At 71.5% G+C, this 21787-nt stretch carries 18 protein-coding genes; 5 read left to right on the top strand and 13 right to left on the bottom strand.

Going from position 1 to position 21787, the window contains the following annotated elements; translation table 11 throughout:
- Positions 1-27 precede the first annotated feature (27 nt).
- The 5 genes from mmsA to iolC are packed head-to-tail and all read right to left on the bottom strand — an operon-like array spanning position 28 to position 6217.
- Positions 28-1530, bottom strand: a complete 1503-nt coding sequence (gene mmsA, locus AB0K36_RS05420; protein WP_189467743.1) for a CoA-acylating methylmalonate-semialdehyde dehydrogenase — start codon at positions 1528-1530, stop codon at positions 28-30.
- A gap of 14 nt (positions 1531-1544) precedes the next feature.
- Entirely contained in the window at positions 1545-3419 is a 1875-nt protein-coding gene (gene iolD, locus AB0K36_RS05415; protein ID WP_364588627.1) for a 3D-(3,5/4)-trihydroxycyclohexane-1,2-dione acylhydrolase (decyclizing), read from the bottom strand.
- Positions 3416-4240 carry a 5-deoxy-glucuronate isomerase gene (gene iolB / locus AB0K36_RS05410; protein ID WP_364588624.1) on the bottom strand — a complete coding sequence of 275 codons (825 nt, stop codon included), beginning with the start codon at positions 4238-4240 and terminating at the stop codon, positions 3416-3418. The genes iolD and iolB overlap by 4 nt, the downstream gene beginning before the upstream one ends.
- A gap of 16 nt (positions 4241-4256) precedes the next feature.
- Entirely contained in the window at positions 4257-5141 is an 885-nt protein-coding gene (locus AB0K36_RS05405) for a Cgl0159 family (beta/alpha)8-fold protein (protein WP_364588621.1), read from the bottom strand.
- Positions 5138-6217 carry a 5-dehydro-2-deoxygluconokinase gene (gene iolC / locus AB0K36_RS05400; RefSeq protein ID WP_364588618.1) on the bottom strand — a complete coding sequence of 360 codons (1080 nt, stop codon included), beginning with the start codon at positions 6215-6217 and terminating at the stop codon, positions 5138-5140. Before iolC ends, AB0K36_RS05405 begins: the two co-directional genes overlap by 4 nt.
- 131 nt (positions 6218-6348) lie before the next feature.
- On the opposite strand from iolC, the gene AB0K36_RS05395 reads away from it, so the two are divergent.
- From AB0K36_RS05395 to AB0K36_RS05380, 4 genes are all read left to right on the top strand, one after another.
- On the top strand, positions 6349-7260 hold the full coding sequence (locus tag AB0K36_RS05395) for a sugar phosphate isomerase/epimerase family protein (protein WP_364588615.1): 912 nt from the start codon (positions 6349-6351) through the stop codon (positions 7258-7260).
- A 211-nt stretch (positions 7261-7471) separates the two neighbouring features.
- On the top strand, positions 7472-7669 hold the full coding sequence (locus AB0K36_RS05390; protein WP_037774626.1) for a helix-turn-helix transcriptional regulator: 198 nt from the start codon (positions 7472-7474) through the stop codon (positions 7667-7669).
- Positions 7670-7916: 247 nt separating this feature from the next.
- Positions 7917-8240 (top strand): heavy-metal-associated domain-containing protein, encoded by a 324-nt coding sequence (locus AB0K36_RS05385; RefSeq protein WP_364588611.1) that lies wholly within the window; start codon positions 7917-7919, stop codon positions 8238-8240.
- Between the two features lie 145 nt (positions 8241-8385).
- Positions 8386-10590: a heavy metal translocating P-type ATPase gene (locus AB0K36_RS05380; RefSeq protein ID WP_435877791.1), complete on the top strand. Its 2205-nt coding sequence runs from the start codon at positions 8386-8388 to the stop codon at positions 10588-10590.
- Positions 10591-10976: 386 nt separating this feature from the next.
- Here the strand turns inward: AB0K36_RS05380 and AB0K36_RS05375 are convergent, their stop codons facing one another.
- The 8 genes from AB0K36_RS05375 to AB0K36_RS05340 form a co-directional block, all read right to left on the bottom strand.
- A complete protein-coding gene (locus AB0K36_RS05375; RefSeq protein ID WP_005317412.1) occupies positions 10977-12266 on the bottom strand; it encodes a citrate synthase in 1290 nt (429 codons plus the stop codon).
- 247 nt (positions 12267-12513) lie between these two features.
- Positions 12514-14730: an SF1B family DNA helicase RecD2 gene (recD2, locus tag AB0K36_RS05370; RefSeq protein WP_364588605.1), complete on the bottom strand. Its 2217-nt coding sequence runs from the start codon at positions 14728-14730 to the stop codon at positions 12514-12516.
- Between the two features lie 336 nt (positions 14731-15066).
- Positions 15067-15753 (bottom strand): hypothetical protein, encoded by a 687-nt coding sequence (locus AB0K36_RS05365; protein WP_364588602.1) that lies wholly within the window; start codon positions 15751-15753, stop codon positions 15067-15069.
- Entirely contained in the window at positions 15750-16283 is a 534-nt protein-coding gene (locus AB0K36_RS05360; RefSeq protein ID WP_364588599.1) for a SigE family RNA polymerase sigma factor, read from the bottom strand. The genes AB0K36_RS05365 and AB0K36_RS05360 overlap by 4 nt, the downstream gene beginning before the upstream one ends.
- Before the next feature lie 109 nt (positions 16284-16392).
- The gene (locus tag AB0K36_RS05355) at positions 16393-16995 is read right to left on the bottom strand and encodes a hypothetical protein (protein WP_364588596.1); all 603 of its coding nucleotides are present in this window, start codon (positions 16993-16995) and stop codon (positions 16393-16395) included.
- Between the two features lie 286 nt (positions 16996-17281).
- The gene (locus AB0K36_RS05350; protein WP_364588593.1) at positions 17282-18112 is read right to left on the bottom strand and encodes a sugar phosphate isomerase/epimerase family protein; all 831 of its coding nucleotides are present in this window, start codon (positions 18110-18112) and stop codon (positions 17282-17284) included.
- Positions 18109-19263, bottom strand: a complete 1155-nt coding sequence (locus AB0K36_RS05345; protein ID WP_364588590.1) for a dihydrodipicolinate synthase family protein — start codon at positions 19261-19263, stop codon at positions 18109-18111. Before AB0K36_RS05345 ends, AB0K36_RS05350 begins: the two co-directional genes overlap by 4 nt.
- Complete coding sequence (locus AB0K36_RS05340; protein ID WP_364588587.1) at positions 19260-20411, bottom strand: Gfo/Idh/MocA family protein; 1152 nt, start codon at positions 20409-20411, stop codon at positions 19260-19262. The genes AB0K36_RS05345 and AB0K36_RS05340 overlap by 4 nt, the downstream gene beginning before the upstream one ends.
- A gap of 139 nt (positions 20412-20550) precedes the next feature.
- Here AB0K36_RS05340 and AB0K36_RS05335 point away from each other — a divergent pair, with 139 nt between their 5' ends.
- Positions 20551-21621, top strand: a complete 1071-nt coding sequence (locus AB0K36_RS05335) for a LacI family DNA-binding transcriptional regulator (protein WP_364588585.1) — start codon at positions 20551-20553, stop codon at positions 21619-21621.
- The last annotated feature ends 166 nt before the right edge of the window (positions 21622-21787 follow it).

Below are 21787 nucleotides of genomic sequence, written 5' to 3'. Positions count from 1 at the left end.
ATCCGCACGGGCCGCGTCGCAGGTGTCTCAGTGGTTGCGCGGGAAGCCCAGGTCCACGCCCGCCGGGGCGTCCGCCGGGTCCGGCCAGCGGGTGGTGACGACCTTGCCGCGGGTGTAGAAGTGCACGCCGTCGTTGCCGTAGATGTGGTGGTCGCCGAAGAGCGAGTCCTTCCAGCCACCGAAGGAGTGGTAGCCCACCGGCACGGGGATCGGCACGTTGACGCCGACCATGCCGGCCTCGACCTCGAGCTGGAAGCGGCGGGCCGCGCCGCCGTCGCGGGTGAAGATCGCGGTGCCGTTGCCGAACGGTGAGGCGTTGATCAGCGCCACGCCGTCCTCGTACGTCTCCGCCCGCAGCACGGACAGCACCGGGCCGAAGATCTCGTCGCGGTAGGCGTCGGAGTCCGTGGAGACCTTGTCGAGCAGGGACAGTCCGATCCAGTGGCCGTCCTCGAAGCCGTCGACCGTGCAGCCCGTGCCGTCGAGGACGACCTCCGCGCCCTGGGCGGCCGCGCCCGTGACGTAGGAGGCGACCTTGTCGCGGTGGGCGGCCGTGATCAGCGGGCCCATCTCGGAGGTCGGGTCGTCGCCCGGACCGATCTTGATCTTCTCGGCGCGCTCGCGGATCTTGTCCACCAGCTCGTCACCGATCGCGCCGACGGCGACGACCGCGGAGATCGCCATGCAGCGCTCGCCCGCCGAGCCGTACGCCGCGGACACCGCGGCGTCCGCGGCGGCGTCGAGGTCGGCGTCCGGCAGGACCAGCATGTGGTTCTTGGCACCGCCCAGCGCCTGGACACGCTTGCCGTTGGCGGAGGCGGTGGTGTGGATGTAGCGGGCGATCGGGGTGGAGCCGACGAACGAGACCGCGGCCACGTCCGGGTGCGCGAGCAGCGCGTCGACGGCGACCTTGTCGCCGTGCACGACGTTCAGTACGCCGTCGGGCAGACCGGCCTGCGCCGCCAGCTCGGCGAGCAGGTTGGCGGCCGAGGGGTCCTTCTCGCTCGGCTTGAGGACGAAGGTGTTTCCGCAGGCGATGGCCAGCGGGAACATCCACATCGGCACCATCGCCGGGAAGTTGAAGGGGGTGATGCCGGCGACGACGCCGAGGGGCTGGCGGATCGAGGACACGTCGACCCGGTTGGAGACCTGGGTGGACAGCTCGCCCTTGAGCTGGGTGGTGATGCCGCAGGCCAGCTCCACGATCTCGAGACCGCGGGCCACCTCGCCGAGCGCGTCGGAGTGGACCTTGCCGTGCTCGGCGGTGATCAGGGCCGCGATGTCGTCGCGGTGTGCGTCGAGCAGGGCGCGGTAGCGGAAGAGGACCGCGGTGCGCTGGGCCAGCGACGAGGTGCCCCACGTCGTGTACGCCTCCCGGGCGGCGGCCACGGCCGCGCCGACCTCGTCGGCGGAGGCGAGGGCGACCCGGGTGGTGACGGCTCCCGTCGCCGGGTCCGTGACCGGGCCCCAGTTCCCCGACGCACCTTCGACGGTCTTGCCACCGATCCAGTGGTTGACGGTCTTCGTCATGACGAAAAGCTCCTTCAGAGATGGCGGCGTCGGGCGGCGGCCTGCCGGTCGTACTCCTCACGGGCCTTCACCGCCGACGGGCGGGTCGCGGTCTCGGCCACAGGAACATCCCACCACGCCTGTGCGCCGGGCGGGCCCGACACAGTGTCTGCCGTTCCGGTCTCCACGTAGACACATGTGGGCACGTCGGCAGCGCGGGCCTCGGCCAAGGCTTCACGCAGGTCACGCACGCTGCGGGCGCGGATCACCCGCATCCCGAGGGACTCGGCGTTGGCGGCGAGATCGACGGGCAGCGGCGGGCCGGTGAAGGACCCGTCGGCGGCCCGGTGACGGTAGGCGGTGCCGTAGCGCTCCGCCCCCACCGACTCGGAGAGGCCGCCGATGGAGGCGTATCCGTGGTTCTGCAGGATGACCATCCGGATCGGGACGCCCTCCTGGACGGCGGTGACGATCTCGGTCGGGTTCATGAGGTACGTGCCGTCGCCGACGAGCGCCCACACGGGCCGGCCGGGGGCCGCCATGGCGACGCCGATGGCGGCGGGGATCTCGTAGCCCATGCAGGAGTAGCCGTACTCGACGTGGTACTGGTCGGCGGACCGGCTGCGCCACAGTTTGTGCAGGTCGCCGGGGAGGGAGCCGGCCGCGTTGATGAGGATGTCGTCGCCGGTCACCAGGGCGTCGAGCGCGCCGAGGACCTGTGCCTGGGTGGGGGCGGCGTCGGGGTCGTGGGCGGTGAAGGCCGCGGTGACCCGCTCCTCCCAGGCCGCCTTCGCCGATGTGTACCGCGCCCGGTGGCCGGCGTCGACTCGGTGGTCCCCGAGCGCCGCGGTGAGTTCCTCGAGTCCGGCGCGGGCGTCGGCGACGACCGAGAGGCCGGCCATCTTGTGGGCGTCGAACGCGGTGATGTTGAGGTTGACGAAGCGGACCGTCTCATGCCGGAACAGTGTCGAGGAGGCGGTGGTGAAGTCGGACCAGCGCGTGCCCACGCCGATCACCAGGTCCGCGGTGCGGGCCAGGTCGTCGGCCGTGGCGGTGCCGGTGTGACCGATGCCGCCGATGTCGCACGGGTGGTCGTACGGCAGCGATCCCTTACCGGCCTGCGTGGAGGCGACCGGAATGCCGGTGGCGTCGGCGAACGCCCGTAGCGCCTCCTCCGCCTCCGAATGGTGCACGCCGCCGCCCGCGACGAGCAGCGGCCGTCGGGCGGAGCGCACGGCGGCCGCCGCCTGTGCCAGTGCCTCCGCGTCGGGGCGCGGCCGGCGGATCTGCCACGTCCGCTCGGCGAAGAACTCCTCGGGCCAGTCGTACGCCTCCGCCTGCACGTCCTGCGGAAGCGCGAGCGTGACCGCGCCGGTCTGCGCCGGGTCGGTCAGGACCCGCACGGCCTGGAGCGCGGCGGGCACCAGCGCCTCCGGGCGGACGATCCGGTCGAACCAGCGGGAGACGGGACGCAGGCAGTCGTTGACCGACACATCGCCGGCGTAGGGCACTTCGAGCTGCTGGAGGACCGGGTCGGCGGGCCGGGTGGCGAAGGTGTCGCCGGGGAGCAGCAGGACGGGGAGGTGGTTGATCGTGGCCAGCGCCGCGCCGGTGACCAGATTGGTGGCGCCGGGGCCGATGGACGTGGTGACGGCCTGCGCGGAGAGCCTGCGGGACTGACGGGCGTGGCCGACGGCCGCGTGCACCATGGCCTGTTCGTTGCGGCCCTGGAGATAGGGCATGTCCTGGTGGGCCTCGAGCAGCGCCTGGCCAACGCCCGCCACGTTCCCGTGGCCGAAGATGCCCCAGGTGGCGCCGATGAGCCGGTGGCGGCGGCCGTCGCGCTCGGTGTACTGGCGGGCGAGGAACGCGACGAGGGCCTGGGCGGTGGTCAGCCGTCGGATGGTCACCGGTAGCCCTCCGTACGGTCGGGGTGGAAGCGGATCAGCCACTGGCGGTCGTCGCCGGGTCCCGCCATCACATTGAGGTAGTACATGGTGTGGCCCGGCTCCGCGATGGACGGGCCGTGCCAGCCGTCGGGCACGAGGACCGCGTCGCCGGTGCGGACCTCCGCGAGGAGGTCGGCGCCGCCGGGACGGGACGGGGAGACGCGCTGGTAGCCGAGGCCGCCGCGGTCGATCTCGAAGTAGTAGATCTCCTCGAGCTCGCTCTCCTCGCCCGGCCGGTGCTCGTCGTGCTTGTGCGGCGGGTAGGAGGACCAGTTGCCACCGGGGGTGAGCACCTCGACGGCGATCAGGCGGTCGCAGGCGAAGGCGTCCGCCGAGGCGAAGTTGTGGACCTCGCGGGCCTGGCTGCCGCTGCCGCGGGCCTCGACGGGTACCTCCGGCGCGGGGCCGTAGCGAGCGGGGAGTCGGCGCTCGCACCTCGCTCCTGCCAGGGCGAAGCGGCCTCCCGCGCCGGAGGCGATCTGGGCATGGGCGTCGCGCGGCACGTAGGCGAAGTCACTCACTCCGCCGAACACGCTTTCCCGCCCCTGCAGTTCAAAGATCCCGCCTTGTGTGGTCACGGTGCAACCGCCGGTGAGCGGCAGCACGATCCACTCGCTGTCGCCGGCGGTCAGCAGATGCGATCCGCCCGGCGGAAGTTCGAGCACCCGGAGGGCTGAGTACTCCCAGCCCGCCTGGTCGGGTCCGATGCTCAGCGCGTACGGCGCGCTCGCGGCGCTGCCGGCCGGGACGTGGAGACCCCGCTGCCTGGTGTTGTCGTCCATGCCTTGTGCGTACCCCCTAGAGCAGTCCGACGGCCGTGTCGACCGCGCCCGCCACGTCGCCGTCGACCGGATAGAGCAGTGAGCGGCCCACCACCAGCCCTTGCACCGTCGGCAGTTGCAGCGCGCCGCGCCATTTCTCGTAGGCGCCGTCCTGGTCGTCGCCTATCTCACCGCCGAGCAGCACCGCCGGCAGGGTGGAGGTCTCCAGCACCGTCCGCATGTCGTCGGGATCGTCGGTGACGGGCACCTTCAGCCAGCTGTACGCGGAGGTGCCGGCCAGTCCGGAGGCGATGGCGATGGACAGGGTGACGGCCTCGGCGCTGAGATCGTTGCGGAGCCGGCCGTCGGTGCGGTGACAGATGAACGGCTCTATGAAGACGGGAAGCCGACGCTCGGCCATCTCGTCGACGGCGCGGGCTGCGGCGTCCAGCGTGTCGAGGGATGCCGGGTCGTCGTAGTCGATGCGGAGCAGGAGTTTGCCCGCGTCGAAGCCGAGCCGTTCGAGGTCGCGCGCACGGTGCCCGGTGAACCTGTCGTCGAGTTCGAAGGCGGCGCCGGCCAGGCCGCCGCGGTTCATGGATCCCATGACGACCTTGTCGTCGAGGGCGCCGAGGAGCAGCAGGTCGTCGAGGATGTCGGCGGTGGCGAGGACACCGTCGACACCGGGCCGGGCCAGCGCGAGGCAGAGCCGCTCCAGCAGGTCGAGGCGGTTGGCCATGGCGAGGGGGCGGTCGCCGACGGCGAGCGATCCGCGGGCGGGATGGTCGGCGGCGATGATCATCAGCCGTCCGCTGTCGCCGAGGAGCGCCGGCCGGCGCCGTCTGCGGACGGCCGCTTCGGCGACCGCTTCGGGGTGGCGGGTGCGGATGCCGACCAGCTCTGCGATGTCCACGCGGCTCACGACGGCTCCCCGCGCGCCTCGCCCGGGGCGGCGTCCGGCGGGGCCGGGCGGGGTGACGGCCGGCCCGGATCGGGTGAGGACGGGGCGCTGCCCGGCGGCGCCGTGGGCGGGCTGGGGTCCGGCGGGGGCGGGCCGCCCGCGAGGACGGTCTCCACCTCCCGCGCGTACGGCATCGCCGTCGAGCAGGCGAGCCGCGACGCGACGATCGCCCCTGCCGCGTTGGCGAACCGCATCGTCCGCTCCAACTCATGACCGGCGAGCAGCCCGTGGCACAGCGCGCCGCCGAACGCGTCACCGGCGCCGAGGCCGTTGAGGACGTCGACCGGGACGGGCGGGACCTCGGCCCGGGTGCCGTCACGGTGCAGGGCGAGCACGCCTTTGGGGCCTTGTTTGACGACCGCGAGTTCGACGCCGGCGGCGAGCAGCGCCCGTGCGGCGGCGTCCGGCTCGTGCTCGCCGGTGGCGACCTCGCACTCCTCGAGATTGCCGACGGCGACGGTGGCGTGGGCCAGAGCCTGCGCATAGTAGGGCCGCGCCTCGTCCGGGTCCGGCCAGAACATGGGCCGCCAGTCGAGGTCGAACACGGTCGTCCCCGAGCGGGCCCGGTGCGCCAGCGCGGCGAGCGTGGCCGACCGGCTGGGCTCCGCGCACAGCCCCGTACCGGTCACCCAGAAGACCCGTGCGTCACGGATCTGCCCGAGGTCCAACTCGCTTGCCCGGATCTCCAGATCGGGCGCCTTCGGCTGTCGGTAGAAGTAGAGGGGGAAGTGGTCCGGCGGGAAGATCTCGCAGAAGGTGACCGGCGTCGGGTACGCGTCCACGGGTGTGACCCAGCGGTCGTCCACGCCGAACTCCCGTAGCGCCTGGTGCAGATACCCGCCGAAGGCGTCCTGTCCGGTCCGGGTGATCAGCGCGGTCCGCCGGCCCAGCCTGGCCGCGGCGACGGCGACGTTCGCCGCCGAACCGCCGAGGAACTTGCCGAACGTGTCGACCTGCGCCAACGGGACCCCGGCGCGCAGCGGGTAGAGGTCGACCCCGATGCGGCCCATCGTGATCACGTCATACGGCTGAGGCATGCGCGTCCCTTCGGTTCGAACCGCCGGCGTGACTCAGGTCTAGCCCTCTCCCGCGAACCCTGTCAACATTTTGTCCTGACATTCGGACCAAGCCTTGACACCTTTCTCCGGCGGCCGGAAAGCTGACCGGCATGACCTCATCCGTCCCCGCCCTGAACCGCATCCGGGTCGGCTCGGCCCCCGACTCCTGGGGGGTGTGGTTCCCCGACGATCCCCGTCAGGTCCCCTGGCAGCGCTTCCTGGACGAGGTGTCCGCCGCCGGTTACGAGTGGATCGAACTCGGCCCTTACGGCTATCTGCCGACCGACCCGGCCCGCCTGGGCGAGGAGGCCCGGCGGCGCGGCCTCAAGGTCTCGGCGGGGACCGTCTTCACGGGTCTCCACCGCGGTCCGGCCGTGTGGGACGAGACATGGGCCCACGTGTCCGACATCGCGGCGCTCACGCAGGCGATGGGGGCTTCGCATCTGGTCGTGATCCCGTCCTTCTGGCGCGACGACAAGACGGGCCGGGTCCTCGAGGACCGCACGCTCACCCCGGAGCAGTGGCGCGACCTGACGTCCCAGACCGAGCGACTGGGCCACGAGGTGCGTGAGCGCTACGGCCTGCGGATCGTCGTCCATCCGCACGCGGACACCCACATCGACACCGAGGAGAACGTCACGCGTTTCCTCGACGCCACCGACCCCGACCGGGTCTCTCTCTGCCTGGACACCGGCCACTACGCCTACTGCGGCGGCGACAGCGTCAAGCTCATCGAGACCTACGGGGAGCGGATCGGCTATCTCCATCTCAAGCAGGTGGATCCGGCGGTCCTGGCCCAAGTCGTCGCCGAGGAAGTGCCCTTCGGGCCCGCGGTGGGCCGTGGGGTGATGTGCGAGCCGCCGACCGGGGTGCCCGCCCTCGAACCGGTACTGGCCGCCGCGCAGTCGCTGGGCGTCGACCTGTTCGCCATCGTCGAGCAGGACATGTATCCGTGTCCGCCGGACAAACCGTTCCCGATCGCCGAACGCACGCGCGGCTTCCTCCGCTCCTGCGGCGTCTGACGCCCGGCATCACATCTGTCACCGTTGTCACCCGCGCATCACACTTGTCTCCATTACGCGCGCCTTACGTCACAGACCGTCAACAGCCGTACCCCCTCCGCCACTCCACGTCGTTCAACGGACACAGGCTCAGTGATCGCCAGCGTCCGCGCGGCAGCTCCCCCGACGGCATACCGACCGCCTCTGCTGCGCACGCAGGGAGGTGCCCCACATGACGGACAGAAGGCTCTGGTCCTACAAGGACATCGCCGCGCACATCAAGGTGCAGCCGGACACGGTCCGCTCGTACCGCAAGCACGGCCTGCTGCCGCCGCCCGACCACGTGGAGGCCGGGAAGCCGTACTGGTACGCGGACACGGTCCGCCGCTGGGTGGCCAACCGGCCCGGGAACAGGGGCCGCAGGGAGTGAGAGGCACCCCGGCACGAGAGCCACGGCCCCGCACCGTCGACGGTGTGGGGCCGCTTCCGTGCGACAGGACAGCGCTTCCTCGGAGCCCGCGCCCCCCTCCCCCGCGCGGCGCTACCGGATCCATACCCCCTAGGGGTATAGTGGGCGTCATGGCGCCGGAGGATGCGACATCCACCGCACCCGCTGGCGCACCATGTCCGTACGCACGCACCCGCGCGTGCGTCGAACCACCGAAACGGAGAACGCCATGACCGCCGAGACGAAGGCCGGCATCGAGATCGAGGACACCACGGCGACCGGCTCCTGCTGCTCGTCCACCGGGTCCTGCCACGACTCCGCCGCGGACGCTCAGGCCGACGGCATCACCACCGTCTACCAGGTGACCGGCATGACCTGCGGCCACTGCGAAGGCGCCGTCAGCAGCGAGATCTCCGAGCTCCCCGGCGTCAGCTCGGTGACGGCCGTCGCCGCCACCGGCCAGGTCACCGTGGTCTCCAAGGCCCCGCTGGACGAGGCCGCCGTACGCGCCGCCGTCGACGAGGCGGGCTACGAGCTGGTGGGCAGGGCCTGAGCGCCCACCGCCTCCCCGGCGCCGTCAGGGCCGGGCCGCACCCCATCGGTTTCCGGCCGGGCCGGATACTGGTGGGGTACGGCCCGGCCGAGTGCGTGGAGTGCTGAGCGTGGAGACATCCGAGGTAGAGCTCACCATCGGAGGCATGACCTGCGCGTCCTGCGCGGCTCGCGTCGAGAAGAAGCTGAACCGCATGGACGGCGTCACCGCCACGGTCAACTACGCCACGGAGAAGGCGCGCGTCTCATATCCGGCGGGCACCGAGGTCGCGGACCTGATCGCGACCGTGGTGAAGACCGGCTACACCGCCGAGGAGCCGCCGCCGCCCGCTCCCGCGCCGGACCCGGCGCATCCCGCCGGCCCTGAGCCCGGCACCGGCCCCGCCACCGAGCAGGACGTCCTGCGGCGACGGCTCGTGGTCTCCGCGCTGCTCGCCGCGCCGGTCGTGCTGATGGCGATGATCGGCCCGCTCCAGTTCGACAACTGGCAGTGGCTCTCGCTGACCCTCGCCGCGCCCGTGGTGGTCTGGGGCGCACTGCCCTTCCACCGGGCCGCATGGACCAATCTGCGCCACGGCGCCGCCACCATGGACACCCTGGTGTCCACCGGCACGCTGGCCGCCTTCGGCTGGTCGCTGTGGGCGCTGTTCTTCGGCACCGCGGGCATGCCCGGCATGCGCCACGGCTTCGACCTCACGGCCGGCCGGACGGACGGCGCCTCGGTGATCTATCTCGAGGTCGCCGCCGGTGTCACCGTCTTCATCCTGCTCGGCCGCTACCTCGAGGCCCGGTCCAAGCGGCAGGCGGGCGCCGCGCTGCGGGCGCTGATGGACATGGGCGCCAAGGACGTCGCCGTTCTGCGGGACGGCGCGGAGGTACGCGTACCGGTCGACCGGCTCGCCGTCGGTGACCGCTTCGTCGTGAGGCCCGGGGAGAAGATCGCCACGGACGGCCTCGTCGTGGAGGGCGCCTCCGCCGTCGACGTCTCGATGCTCAGCGGCGAGTCGGTACCCGTCGACGTGTGGCCGGGTGAGCCGGTCACCGGCGCGACCCTCAACACCGCCGGCCGCCTCGTCGTCGAGGCCACCTCCGTCGGCGCCGACACACGGCTCGCCCGGATGGCGAAGCTCGTCGAGGACGCCCAGAACGGCAAGGCGCAGGTGCAGCGGCTCGCCGACCGCATCTCGGCGGTCTTCGTCCCCGTCGTCCTGCTGATCGCCGCCGCCACACTCGGCGCGTGGCTCGGGGCGACCGGTGACACGGCGGCCGCGTTCACCGCCGCCGTGGCCGTGCTGATCATCGCCTGTCCGTGCGCCCTGGGCCTCGCCACCCCGACGGCCCTGATGGTCGGCACCGGACGGGGCGCGCAGCTGGGGATCCTCATCAAGGGGCCCGAGGTGCTGGAGTCCACCCGCAAGGTCGACACCGTCGTCCTGGACAAGACCGGGACCGTCACGACGGGCCGGATGACCCTCCAGGGCGTGCACCCGGCGGAAACCGCCGACGCCACGGACCTGCTGCGACTGGCGGGCGCGCTGGAGCAGGCCTCCGAGCATCCCGTCGCCCGCGCTGTCACCGAGCGCGCGGCGGAACGCCTGCGGGACCGGCTGCCCGCGGTCGAGGATTTCGTGAACGTGCCGGGTCTGGGTGTGCGCGGTGTCGTCGAGGGCCATGAGGTGCTGGCCGGCCGGGCACGGCTGCTGGAGGAGGCCGGGGTCGAGGTGCCCGGGGAGCTCCTTCGCACGGCGGCCGGCGACAGCGGCCGCACGGCCGTGTTCGCGGCGCGGGACGGCAAGGCCCTCGGCGTGCTCACCGTCGCCGACGCTGTCAAGGACACCAGCGCCGAGGCCGTACGGGAGCTGCGGGCCCTCGGCCTCACCCCCGTACTGCTGACGGGCGACGCCAGGGCCGTGGCCGAAAAGGTGGCGGCCGAGGTGGGCGTGGAGGAGGTGTACGCGGAGGTCATGCCCGAGGAGAAGGTGCGCCTGGTCGAACGGCTGCAGGCGCAGGGCCGCACGGTCGCGATGGTCGGCGACGGCGTGAACGACGCGGCGGCGCTGGCCACGGCGGATCTGGGGCTGGCGATGGGCACCGGGACGGACGTGGCCATCGAGGCGGGCGACCTCACTCTTGTGAGGGGTGACCTGCGTGTCGCGGCTGACGCGATCCGTCTCGCACGGCGGACTCTGGCCACGATCAAAGGCAATCTTTACTGGGCCTTTGGCTACAACGTCGCGGCGCTGCCACTGGCGGCATCCGGCCTGCTCAACCCCATGATCGCAGGCTTTGCCATGGCCTTTTCGTCCGTTTTTGTGGTGTTCAACAGCCTGCGGCTGCGCTCCTTCTCGTGACTACAAACAGGTCACAAGACCTTCACAACGAGACCTAGATCACAGATATTTAGGGGTAACCATTCAGGCTCCTCGCGAGTCTAAGTGGTCGATGCCGAGAACGTCTTGGGGGACGTTCATGGGATGTCTTGGGGGACGTCCCAGAGGCAAGCGTTGGCCGGGGCACGTGCACCGGGGAGCTTTGAGCGGCCCTCCCGTACGTACCCCGGCATACCGCGTGCGGAGATTTGCGCGCGGGCAGACGCCCGGCCGGATCCCGTGGGGGGAATCCGCTGTCGGGGATATGGGAAGCGCCCCGCCCGCCGACCCGTGGGGGGATCGGCAGCGGGGCGCTTTCCGCTGTTCGGGCGGTGGGCCTTGGGCCCCCGCCCGGGCAGAACGGTGCCTCAGCGGGCCTCGACCGGGACGAAGTCGCGCAGGACCTCGCCGGTGTAGATCTGACGCGGGCGGCCGATGCGGGAACCGGGCTCCTTGATCATCTCGTGCCACTGGGCGATCCAGCCGGGAAGCCGGCCGAGCGCGAACAGCACGGTGAACATCTCGGTCGGGAAGCCCATGGCGCGGTAGATCAGACCCGTGTAGAAGTCCACGTTCGGGTAGAGGTTGCGCGAGACGAAGTAGTCGTCGGAGAGCGCGTGCTCCTCGAGCTTCAGCGCGATGTCGAGCAGCTCGTCGGACTTGCCGAGCGCCGAGAGGACATCGTGCGCCGCGGCCTTGATGATCTTCGCGCGCGGGTCGAAGCTCTTGTAGACCCGGTGGCCGAAGCCCATCAGACGGACGCCGTCCTCCTTGTTCTTCACCTTGCGGATGAAGGAGTCGACATCGCCGCCGTTGGCCTGGATGCCCTCGAGCATCTCCAGCACCGACTGGTTGGCGCCACCGTGCAGCGGGCCCCACAGGGCGCTGATGCCGGCGGAGATCGAGGCGAACATGTTCGCCTGCGAGGAGCCGACCAGACGCACGGTGGACGTGGAGCAGTTCTGCTCGTGGTCCGCGTGCAGGATCAGCAGCTTGTCGAGCGCCGAGACGACGACCGGGTCGAGCTCGTACTCCTGCGCCGGGACCGAGAAGGTCATGCGCAGGAAGTTCTCCACGTAACCGAGGTCGTTGCGCGGGTAGACGAAGGGGTGACCGATCGACTTCTTGTACGCGTACGCCGCGATCGTCGGAAGCTTCGCGAGCAGCCGGATCGTCGAGAGGTGACGCTGCTTCTCGTCGAACGGGTTGTGGCTGTCCTGGTAGAAGGTGGACAGCGCGCTGACCACGGAGGACAGCATGGCCATCGGGTGGGCGTCGCGCGGGAAGCCCTGGAAGAAGCGCTTGACGTCCTCGTGCAGCAGCGTGTGCTGCGTGATCTCACCCTTGAAGGTGGCCAGCTCGTCGACGGTCGGCAGCTCACCGTTGATCAGCAGGGACGCCACCTCGAGGAAGGTGGAGCGCTCGGCCAGCTGCTCGATCGGGTAACCGCGGTAGCGCAGAATGCCCTGCTCGCCGTCGAGGTAGGTGATCGCGGATTTATAGGCGGCGGTGTTGCCGTATCCGCTGTCCAGGGTGACCAGACCGGTCTGGGCTCGGAGCTTCCCGATGTCGAAGCCCTTGTCACCGACGGTGCTCTCGACCACCGGGTAGGTGTATTCACCGTCCGCGTACCGCAGTACTACAGAGTTGTCGCTCACGTCATCCCTCACCGACGTAGTGCCTCTTCTTCGAGGTGCCCTGACTGTCTCTACCATCCCCCATTTGGCTCAGGAGAGTGCACTCGGGGTCGACCATTGGGCCTATCGGCGGCACTCAGTGCCGCCAACCTGCTCATCTTGCCCCCTTCGCCCCGCTTCTGGAAGCCGGGGTGGGGGTGGGGTGGTGTTTCCCACGCCCGTGGCCGCTCGAACCACCGTGCCCGCGGTGCCCGGCCGGCCCGCCGGCTCACACGGCGAGGCGGTGCGCGAGGCCCGTGCAGCGCCTGCCTGCGGAAACGGTCCGGACCGCCTGGCCTATCGCCTTGCGCGACCCGACCAGGACCACCAGCCTCTTCGCCCGGGTGACGGCCGTGTACAGCAGATTGCGCTGGAGCATCATCCACGCCCCCGTGGTGACCGGGATCACCACCGCCGGATATTCACTGCCCTGGGAGCGGTGGATGGTCACCGCATACGCGTGCGCCAGCTCGTCCAGCTCGTCGAAGTCGTACGGGACCTCCTCGTCCTCGTCCGTCAGCACGGTCAGCCGCTGGTCGTCCATGTGCAGCGCCGTGACGACACCGACCGTGCCGTTGAAGACGCCGTTGCGCCCTTTCTCATAATTGTTACGGATCTGGGTGACCTTGTCGCCGACACGGAAGACCCGGCCGCCGAACCGCTTCTCCGGGAGGTCCGGCCGGGCCGGGGTGATCGCCTGCTGGAGCAGCCCGTTGAGCGTCCCCGCGCCGGCCGGGCCGCGGTGCATGGGCGCGAGGACCTGCACATCGCGGCGCGGATCGAGGCCGAACTTCGCCGGGATCCGGCGGGCCGCCACGTCGACGGTCACCCTGCCCGCGTCCTCGGTCTCCTCCTCCACGAACAGGAAGAAGTCCGGAAGGCCCGACGTGATGGGCGGCAGCCCGGTGTTGATCCGGTGCGCGTTGGTGATGACACCGGACTGCTGCGCCTGCCGGAAGATCCGCGTCAGGCGCACGCTCGGCACCGGACCGCCGTCCGCCAGCAGGTCGCGCAGCACCTCCCCCGCGCCGACGCTCGGCAGCTGGTCCACATCCCCCACCAGCAGCAGGTGCGCGCCCGGCGCCACGGCCTTGACCAGCTTGTTGGCGAGGAGCAGGTCGAGCATCGACGCCTCGTCGACGACGACCAGGTCCGCGTCCAGCGGCCGGTCCTTGTCGTACGCCGCGTCACCGCCGGGCTTGAGCTCCAGCAGCCGGTGCACGGTCGAGGCCTCGGCGCCCGTCAGCTCGGCGAGCCGCTTCGCCGCGCGGCCGGTGGGAGCGGCGAGCACCACTTTGGCCTTCTTGGCGCGGGCCAGTTCGACGATGGAGCGGACGGTGAACGACTTGCCGCAGCCGGGGCCGCCCGTCAGCACCGCCACCTTGCTGGTGAGCGCGAGCTTGACCGCGGCCTCCTGCTCGGGCGCCAGCTTCGCGCCCGTACGGTCGGCGAGCCATGCCAGCGCCTTGTCCCAGGCCACGTCCTGGAAGGCCGGCATCCGGTCGTCCCCGGTGGTCAGCAACCGCCGCAGCTGCCCGGCGAGGGACAGCTCGGCGCGGTGGAACGGCACCAGGTACACGGCCGTCACCGGCTCCCCGCCGTCCGGTCCGGGCACCTGCTCCCGTACGACCCCCTCCTCGTCGGCCGCGAGCTCCGCGAGGCACTCGATGACCAGCCCGGTGTCGACGGCGAGCAGCTTCACGGCGTCCGAGATCAGCTGCTCCTCAGGCAGGAAGCAGTGCCCCTGGTCGGTGGACTGCGACAGCGCGTACTGCAGTCCGGCCTTGACCCGCTCGGGGCTGTCGTGGGGTATGCCCACCGCCTGCGCGATCTTGTCGGCGGTCAGGAAGCCGATGCCCCACACATCGGCGGCCAGGCGGTACGGCTGGTTCCGCACGACCGAGATGGAGGCGTCCTCGTACTTCTTGTAGATCCGCACCGCGATGGACGTCGAGACGCCCACCCCCTGGAGGAAGACCATGACCTCCTTGATGGCCTTCTGCTCCTCCCAGGCCACGCCGATCATCTTCGTCCGCTTCGGCCCGAGGCCCGGCACCTCGATGAGCCGCTTCGGCTCCTTCTCGATCACATCGAGAGTGTCCGTACCGAAGTGGTCCACGATCCGCTCGGCGATCTTCGGGCCGATCCCCTTGATCAGACCGGAGCCGAGATAGCGCCGTATGCCCTGGATCGTGGCCGGCAGGACGGTGGTGTAGTTCTCCACGGTGAACTGCTTGCCGTACTGCGGGTGGGAGCCCCAACGCCCCTCCATCCGCAGCGACTCACCGACCTGCGCGCCGAGCAGCGAGCCGACGACGGTGAGCAGGTCGCCGCCGCGGCCGGTGTCGACGCGGGCGACCGTGTAGCCGTTCTCCTCGTTGGCGTACGTGATCCGCTCGAGCACGCCTTCGAGCACAGCGGGTTGGAACGCGACCGGATTGGACATGCCCCGACGTTATCGCCGCGCTCCGACAGCGCGTGCGGCCTGTGGACAACCGCCGTACCGGACTGCCCGGGTCACCGTCCCACCGCTTCCACCCGGTCCTGTCCACGCTCGCCCGCCACGAAGAGGGGGCCCGGTCGATGACCGGGCCCCTTACGCTCCCCCCGCCAAGGCTCAGCGCTGTTCCCCCCGGACGCGCTACCCCCGAAGCCCTGACGACACATACGACTCCGGTGACGCAAAGATGGTTGCATGGTCGCGCGGAGTAATTTCCGCCATGTTCCCGGGACGGGTTCCGGCCACGACGGCTCGCCCCGTGCGCGCAGGGTGCGAAGTCCCTCAGGGGGCGGCCGGGTTCCCGAAGTGCTGCTCCACCAGCACGCCACCGTCCGCCGCGTACGCGGTGACCGTCCAGCCCTCCGTGCCCCGGGCCGGGTCGCCGAAGGCGTAATAGGTACCCCAGCCCGGGTCGCCCTGGAGCCGGAGCATGGACGCCGCGAACCGCTCACCCGAGTCGAGCCGGACCTCGATCCGTGAGGGGACCGCTCCGGTGTGGAACGCGCCCCGGTACAGGACGTGTTCGGCGTCGATGTCCTTCCCGGAGCTGAGGCCGTCGTCGCGGATGTTGTCCCCGGTGTAGGAACGGGCGGCGTCGATCGTGGCGGTGAGATCGCCGGGGCCCACGACGTAGTTCTGCCGGCCGTCCGGCAGCAGTGCCATCCCGATGCCGTGGCCGATGGCCACCGGTTCGTACGGCCGGACCGTCCGGACGCCCGAGGGCGCGGCGGTGACCGGCGGGGCGGTCGCCGGCGGGGGCGGGGCCGGGTGCGGTGACCGGCCGGACAGGGGCACGAGCGCGAGCACGACGGCGAGCATGGTGACCGCGCCGCCCGCGCACGCGGTGGTGCGGCGCCGCCGCGTGGCCCTTCCCCGGCGCAGCACCTCGTCCACCGGCGCGGGGCCGACGGGTACGGCGTCCGCCTCGCGGCGCAACGCGTCGCCGAGACGCAGGTCGTCCTCGTTCACGGCTGCCGCTCCCCCGTCATGTGCGCCGGCGTCATGTGCGCCGGGACGATGCCCGGATGCTCGCGCAGTTTCTTCAGGGCGCGTGCCGTATGACTGCGCACCGTACCGATCCCGGTGCCGAGCAGCCGGGCCACCTCGCTCTCGCTGCGGTCCTCCAGATAGCGCAGCACGACCACCGCCCGCTGCTTAGGAGGCAGTTGGCCGAGCGCGTCCATCACGGCCCCCCGCTGTGCCACGGCGTCGGTCCGGTCCGGCGCGGCGGTCTCCGGGAAGCGGGTGGTGAGCCACTCACGGAGCCGGGTGCGCCGCAGCCGGTCCACATTTGCGTTGATCATGATGCGCCACACGTAGGAGTCGGGGTCGTCGGCCCCTTGTACGCGTTCCCACTTCACATACGCCTTGGCCAGGGCGGCCTGCACCAGGTCCTCCGCGTCGTGGTGATGTCCGGTCAGCAGATGGGCGGTACGGAGCATGCGTGGCCAGCGGCTGACCACGAACGCCCGGAACTCCGCCTCCGCGCTCGTCTTCAAGCGAGTCCTCGTGTTCGCCGTCCGGGCGCGGCGCACGCCACGCTGTTGTGCCGCTCCCTCGTCGCCGGCGCAACAGCGTGACATGGCCGCCCTACGGGCGGGACTGTCGTCAGCGGCCGGCCGGGAAGGGCTCGAACGACAGGCCGGCGAGCACCGCGCCGTCCGCCCCGTACGCGGTCACCTTGGTGGTCTCCTTGGGCGCGCCGGCGCCCGCCGCGTCGAGGTAGTACGTGCCCCAGCCCGGCTCACCGGGAAGCATCAGCATGCCCGCGGCCTGCTCGGGGCCGGAGCCGACGCGGACGGTGATGCGCGCGGGCACCGTGTCGGTACGGAACGCGCCGGTGAACAGGGCGTCGTCCCCGTCGGTCTGCAGGCCGCCGCTGAGGCTGTTCGGGCGGATGCTGTCCCCGACGTACGCCTTGGCCCGCTCGACGGAGCGCTCGAAGTCCTCCCAGGCCACGACATAGTTCTGCCGGCCCTGCGGAAGCAGCCCCATCTTCGCGCCCTGGCCTATCTCCACGGGCTGGTACGGCTGCACCACGCGCGGCCCTGTCTCGGCCGCGGCCGCGGCAGGCGTCGCGCTGCCCGTGCCGTCGGCCGCGACCCTGACGTGCGGCTGCGCCGAGCCGCCCCCCAGGGCGAGCGCCGTCCCGGCGCCGCCCGCGAGAGCCATCGCCATGACCCCTGCCATGACGAGCCTCTTCGTTCTCATCGGTCCTCCGCTGGTCGTGTACGTGGTCGGTGTTGCTTTCACGTCTCAGACGGAGGACGACGCGTGCGTCTATGTCAGCGGCGGAGGACTTCTTTCCGCACGGTCCGCGAAGGCCCGCCCGGCGTCGCCACGGAACACGTCCCCACGGCCGCGCCGGACCCCTACCCCTCACGGCGTCCCCTCGGCCACCGGCTTCCCGTGGCCGGTGCCATCGCCGATGACGCAACCGGGCTTGCCCGCCGGACGGGGACAAGGCGTGCCGGCCGCGAGGCTCCGCGGCCGGCGCTCAGAACGTCTCCGACGCGAACCTCCCCGCCGTCTCCTCCAGTACCTCCACCCCGTCCCGCGCCCACAACCCGTCGTTGAACAGCTCCACCTCGATGAAGCCCGTCCAGCCCGTCGCCTCCACCCGCTCGAGCCACTCGCGCATGTCGATCGCGCCGTCGCCGAGCTGGCCGCGGCCGTTGAGGACGCCGGCGGGCAGCGGGGTCGTCCAGTCGGCCAGTTGGAAGGAATGGATGCGGCCTGCGGCTCCCGCGCGGGCCACCGCCGCCGGAGCCCGGTCGTCCCACCAGACGTGGTACGTGTCCACGACGACGCCCACCTGGTCGGCCGGGAAGCGTTCCGCGAGGTCGAGGGCCTGGTCGAGGGTGGAGACCACGCACCGGTCCGAGGCGAACATCGGGTGCAGGGGCTCGATGGCGAGACGGACGCCGCGTTCGGCCGCGTAGGGCGCGAGCAAGGCGAGGGCGTCCGCGATGTGCTCCCTGGCCGCGACGAGGTCGCGACTGCCCGGCGGGAGGCCGCCGGAGACCATCACCAGCGTGTCCGTGCCAAGCGTCGCCGCCTCGTCGATCGCGGCGCGGTTGTCGTCCAGCGCGCGGGTGCGCTCGGCCGGGTCGAGAGCCGTGAGGAAGCCGCCCCGGCACAGGGACGTGACCGTCAGACCAGCGTCCCGTACGAGCTTCGCCGCGGCGTCCAGACCGTATTCCGCGACCGGTTCGCGCCACAGGCCCACCGCCGGGATGCCCAGGCCGGCGCAGGCGTCGGCGAGTGCCGGCAAGGACAGCTGCCTGACCGTCATCTGGTTGATGCTGAAGCGCGAGAGAGGGTTCACTGCGGGACTCCGTAGACGTTCAGCAGGGACTTCATCCGGGCCTCGGCCGACGCCGGGTCCGGGAACAGACCGAGCCCGTCGGCCAGTTCGTACGCGCGGGCCAGATGCGGCAGGGAGCGCGCGGACTGGAGGCCGCCGATCATCGTGAAGTGGGACTGGTGGCCCGCCAGCCAGGCCAGGAACACGACACCCGTCTTGTAGAAGCGCGTCGGCGCCTGGAAAAGGTGGCGGGAGAGCTCGACCGTCGGGTCGAGCAGCTTGCGGAAGCCGGCCGTGTCGCCCGTGTCCAGAACCCGTACGGCCTCCGCCGCCAGCGGGCCCAGCGGGTCGAAGATACCCAGCAGGGCGTGGCTGAAGCCGCGATCGTCACCCGCGATCAGCTCCGGGTAGTTGAAATCGTCGCCCGTGTAGCAGCGCACGCCCTGCGGCAGGCGGCGGCGCAGCTCGACCTCTCTGCGCGCGTCCAGCAGTGAGACCTTGATGCCGTCGACCTTGTCGGGGTGGGCGGCGATCACGTCGAGGAAGACCGACGTGGCCACGTCCAGGTCGGTCGAGCCCCAGTAGCCCTCCAGCGCGGGGTCGAACATCGGGCCGAGCCAGTGCAGGATCACCGGCTCGGACGCCTGGCGCAGCAGGTGGCCGTAGACGTCCAGGTAGTCCTCGGCGGACGTCGCCGCCGCGGCCAGCGCCCGGGAGGCCATCAGGATCGCCTGCGCGCCGGTGGACTCGACGAGGGCGAGTTGTTCCTCATAGGCGGACCGTACCGACGCGAGTGTCGCCGAGCCGGACAGCTGGTCGGTGCCCACGCCGCAGGCGATCGTGCCGCCGACGGCCTTCGCCTCGGCCGCCGAGCGCCGGATCAGCTCGGCCGCACCCGCCCAGTCGAGGCCCATCCCGCGCTGCGCGGTGTCCATGGCCTCTGCGACGCCGAGCCCGTGCGACCACAGGTGGCGGCGGAAGGCGAGCGTGGCATCCCAGTCGACGGCGGCGGGAGAGTCGGGGCTGACGTCGGCAAACGGGTCGGCCACGACATGGGCGGCGGAGAAGACCGTACGGGAGGTGAGTACCCCCGAGGTCGTGAAGCCCAGGGGCTCGGTGCGCGGCTCGTACGCGGTCAGGGAGCCGTCGGGCCGCGGGAGTCGGATCGTCACAGCGACAGCTCCGGCACCTCGAGCCGCCGGCCCTCCGCCGACGACCGCAGGCCGAGCTCGGCGAGCTGCACGCCGCGCGCGCCGGCCATCAGGTCCCAGTGGTAGGGCTCGTCGAGGACCACGTGGCGAAGGAAGAGCTCCCACTGCGCCTTGAAGCCGTTGTCGAACTCGGTGTTGTCCGGGATCTCCTGCCACTGGTCGCGGAACGACTCGGTGACCGGCAGGTCCGGGTTCCACACCGGCTTCGGCGTGGCGGAGCGGTGCTGGGCCCGGCAGTTGCGCAGGCCCGCGACCGCGGAGCCGTGGGTGCCGTCGACCTGGAACTCGACGAGCTCGTCGCGGTTGACCCGTACCGTCCAGGAGGAGTTGATCTGGGCGATCGCGCCGCCCTCGAGCTGGAAGGTGCCGTACGCGGCGTCGTCGGCGGTCGCCGCGTAGGGCTTGCCCTGCTCGTCCCAGCGCTGCGGAACGTGGGTGGCGACCTGCGCGCTGACGGAGGTGACGCGGCCGAACAGCTCGTGCAGCACGTACTCCCAGTGCGGGAACATGTCCACGACGATGCCGCCGCCGTCCTCGCTCCGGTAGTTCCAGCTCGGGCGCTGCGCCTCCTGCCAGTCGCCCTCGAAGACCCAGTAGCCGAACTCGCCCCGCACGGACAGGATCTGCCCGAAGAATCCGCCGTCGATGAGGCGCTTCAGCTTCAGCAGGCCCGGCAGGAAGATCTTGTCCTGGACGACGCCGTGCTTGATGCCCTTGTCCTGGGCGAGGCGCGCGAGTTCCAGCGCGCCGGCCAGGTCGGTGGCGGTCGGCTTCTCTGTGTAGAGGTGCTTTCCGGCCGCGATCGCCTTCTTCAGCGCACCGACGCGTGCGGAGGTGACCTGGGCGTCGAAGTAGATGTCGATGCTGTCGTCGGCGAGAACGGCGTCGAGGTCGGTCGAGACCTCGGTGATCCCGTGCCGCTCCGCGATCTCGCGCAGTGCGTGCTCGCGCCGGCCGACGAGTACGGGCTCCGGCCAGAGCACCTCGCCGTCGCCGAGGTCGAGACCGCCCTGTTCGCGGATCGCCAGGATGGAGCGCACCAGGTGCTGGCGGTACCCCATCCGCCCTGTGACGCCGTTCATGGCGATCCGCACTGTCCTGCGTGTCACGAAGTGCCTCCATCTTTCATCTCGGTTCTTCCGAGTTCCCTCGATATGAGCGTAGCAAGCGCTTTCTACGCGATATGAAGCTAGCCTGCCGACAGCGGCCCGGACAAGGGGGCCGCTCCATCTCCCGCGGAGGAAAGCGATGACAGTCACCCTGGCGGATGTGGCGGCCCGCGCCCGGGTGTCCCCGGCGACCGTCTCCCGCGTACTGAACGGCAACTACCCGGTCGCCGCGTCGACGCGGGAGCGGGTGCTGAGAGCGGTGGACGAGCTCGACTACGTCCTCAACGGCCCGGCGAGCTCACTCGCCGCCGCCACGTCCGACCTCGTCGGCATCCTCGTCAACGACATCGCCGACCCGTTCTTCGGGATCATGGCCGGAGCGGCGCAGACGGAGATCGGCGGGCAGGAGGGAACGGGCCGTGCGGGCGGCGAGAAGCTCGCCGTCGTCTGCAACACCGGCGGTTCGCCCGAACGTGAACTCACCTATCTCACCCTGCTCCAGCGCCAGCGCGCCGCGGCCGTGATCCTCACCGGTGGTGCCCTGGAGGACCCCGACCACATCGCCGCCATGACCGCGAAGCTCAGCCGGCTCGCGGACGCCGGGACCACGGTCGTGCTGTGCGGCCGTCCGCCGTTGCCCGGGAGCGACGCCGTCGTCGCCTCGCTCGCCTTCGACAACCGCGGCGGCGGACGGCGGCTCACCGAGCACCTGCTCACGCTCGGCCACCGCCGCATCGGATACGTCGCCGGACCCGTGGAGCGCACCACGACCCGCCACCGGCTGGAGGGCCACCGCGCGGCGATGGCCGCCGCCGGGCTGGGCGGAGACACGGCCGAGCAGGAACGGCTCACGGTGCACGGCCCGTACGACCGCAGGTCGGGGTACGACGCCACCCTGGAACTGCTGCGCAGGGACCCGGAGTTGACGGCGATCGTCGCCGCGAACGACACCGTCGCGCTGGGCGCGTGCGCGGCGCTGCGGGACCAGGGCCTGCGGATCCCCCACGACATCTCGGTCGCGGGCTTCGACGACCTGCCCTTCTCCGTGGACGCGGTGCCGGCGCTCACGACCGTCCGGCTCCCGCTCTTCGAGGCGGGGGCCCGCGCCGGCCGGCTGGCGATGGGCAACGAGGCGCCGCCGCCCGGTGGCATCGCCTCGATCGCGGCGGAGCTGATGGCCCGGGACTCGACGGCGCCGCCGAGGGCGTGACGACGCGGCGCGACGACGCGGTCCCGGCCCCCAAGGGCCGGGGCCACCCGCCGCGTCGGGGCGCGCCCGCCCGACCCGGTGCGGGGCCGTCCGCGGTCCCGCCGGGCCGGCGTCCGCCCCGCTTCCACGTCACCTGAACGGCCCACAACCGCTCGCCGCCCCGCAG

It is taken from the genome of Streptomyces kurssanovii, assembly GCF_040677245.1.
Taxonomy (GTDB): Bacteria; Actinomycetota; Actinomycetes; order Streptomycetales; family Streptomycetaceae; genus Streptomyces; species Streptomyces kurssanovii.
The sequence above is the reverse complement of the archived record's forward strand: the minus strand, read 5'-3'. Positions and strand labels throughout refer to the sequence as shown.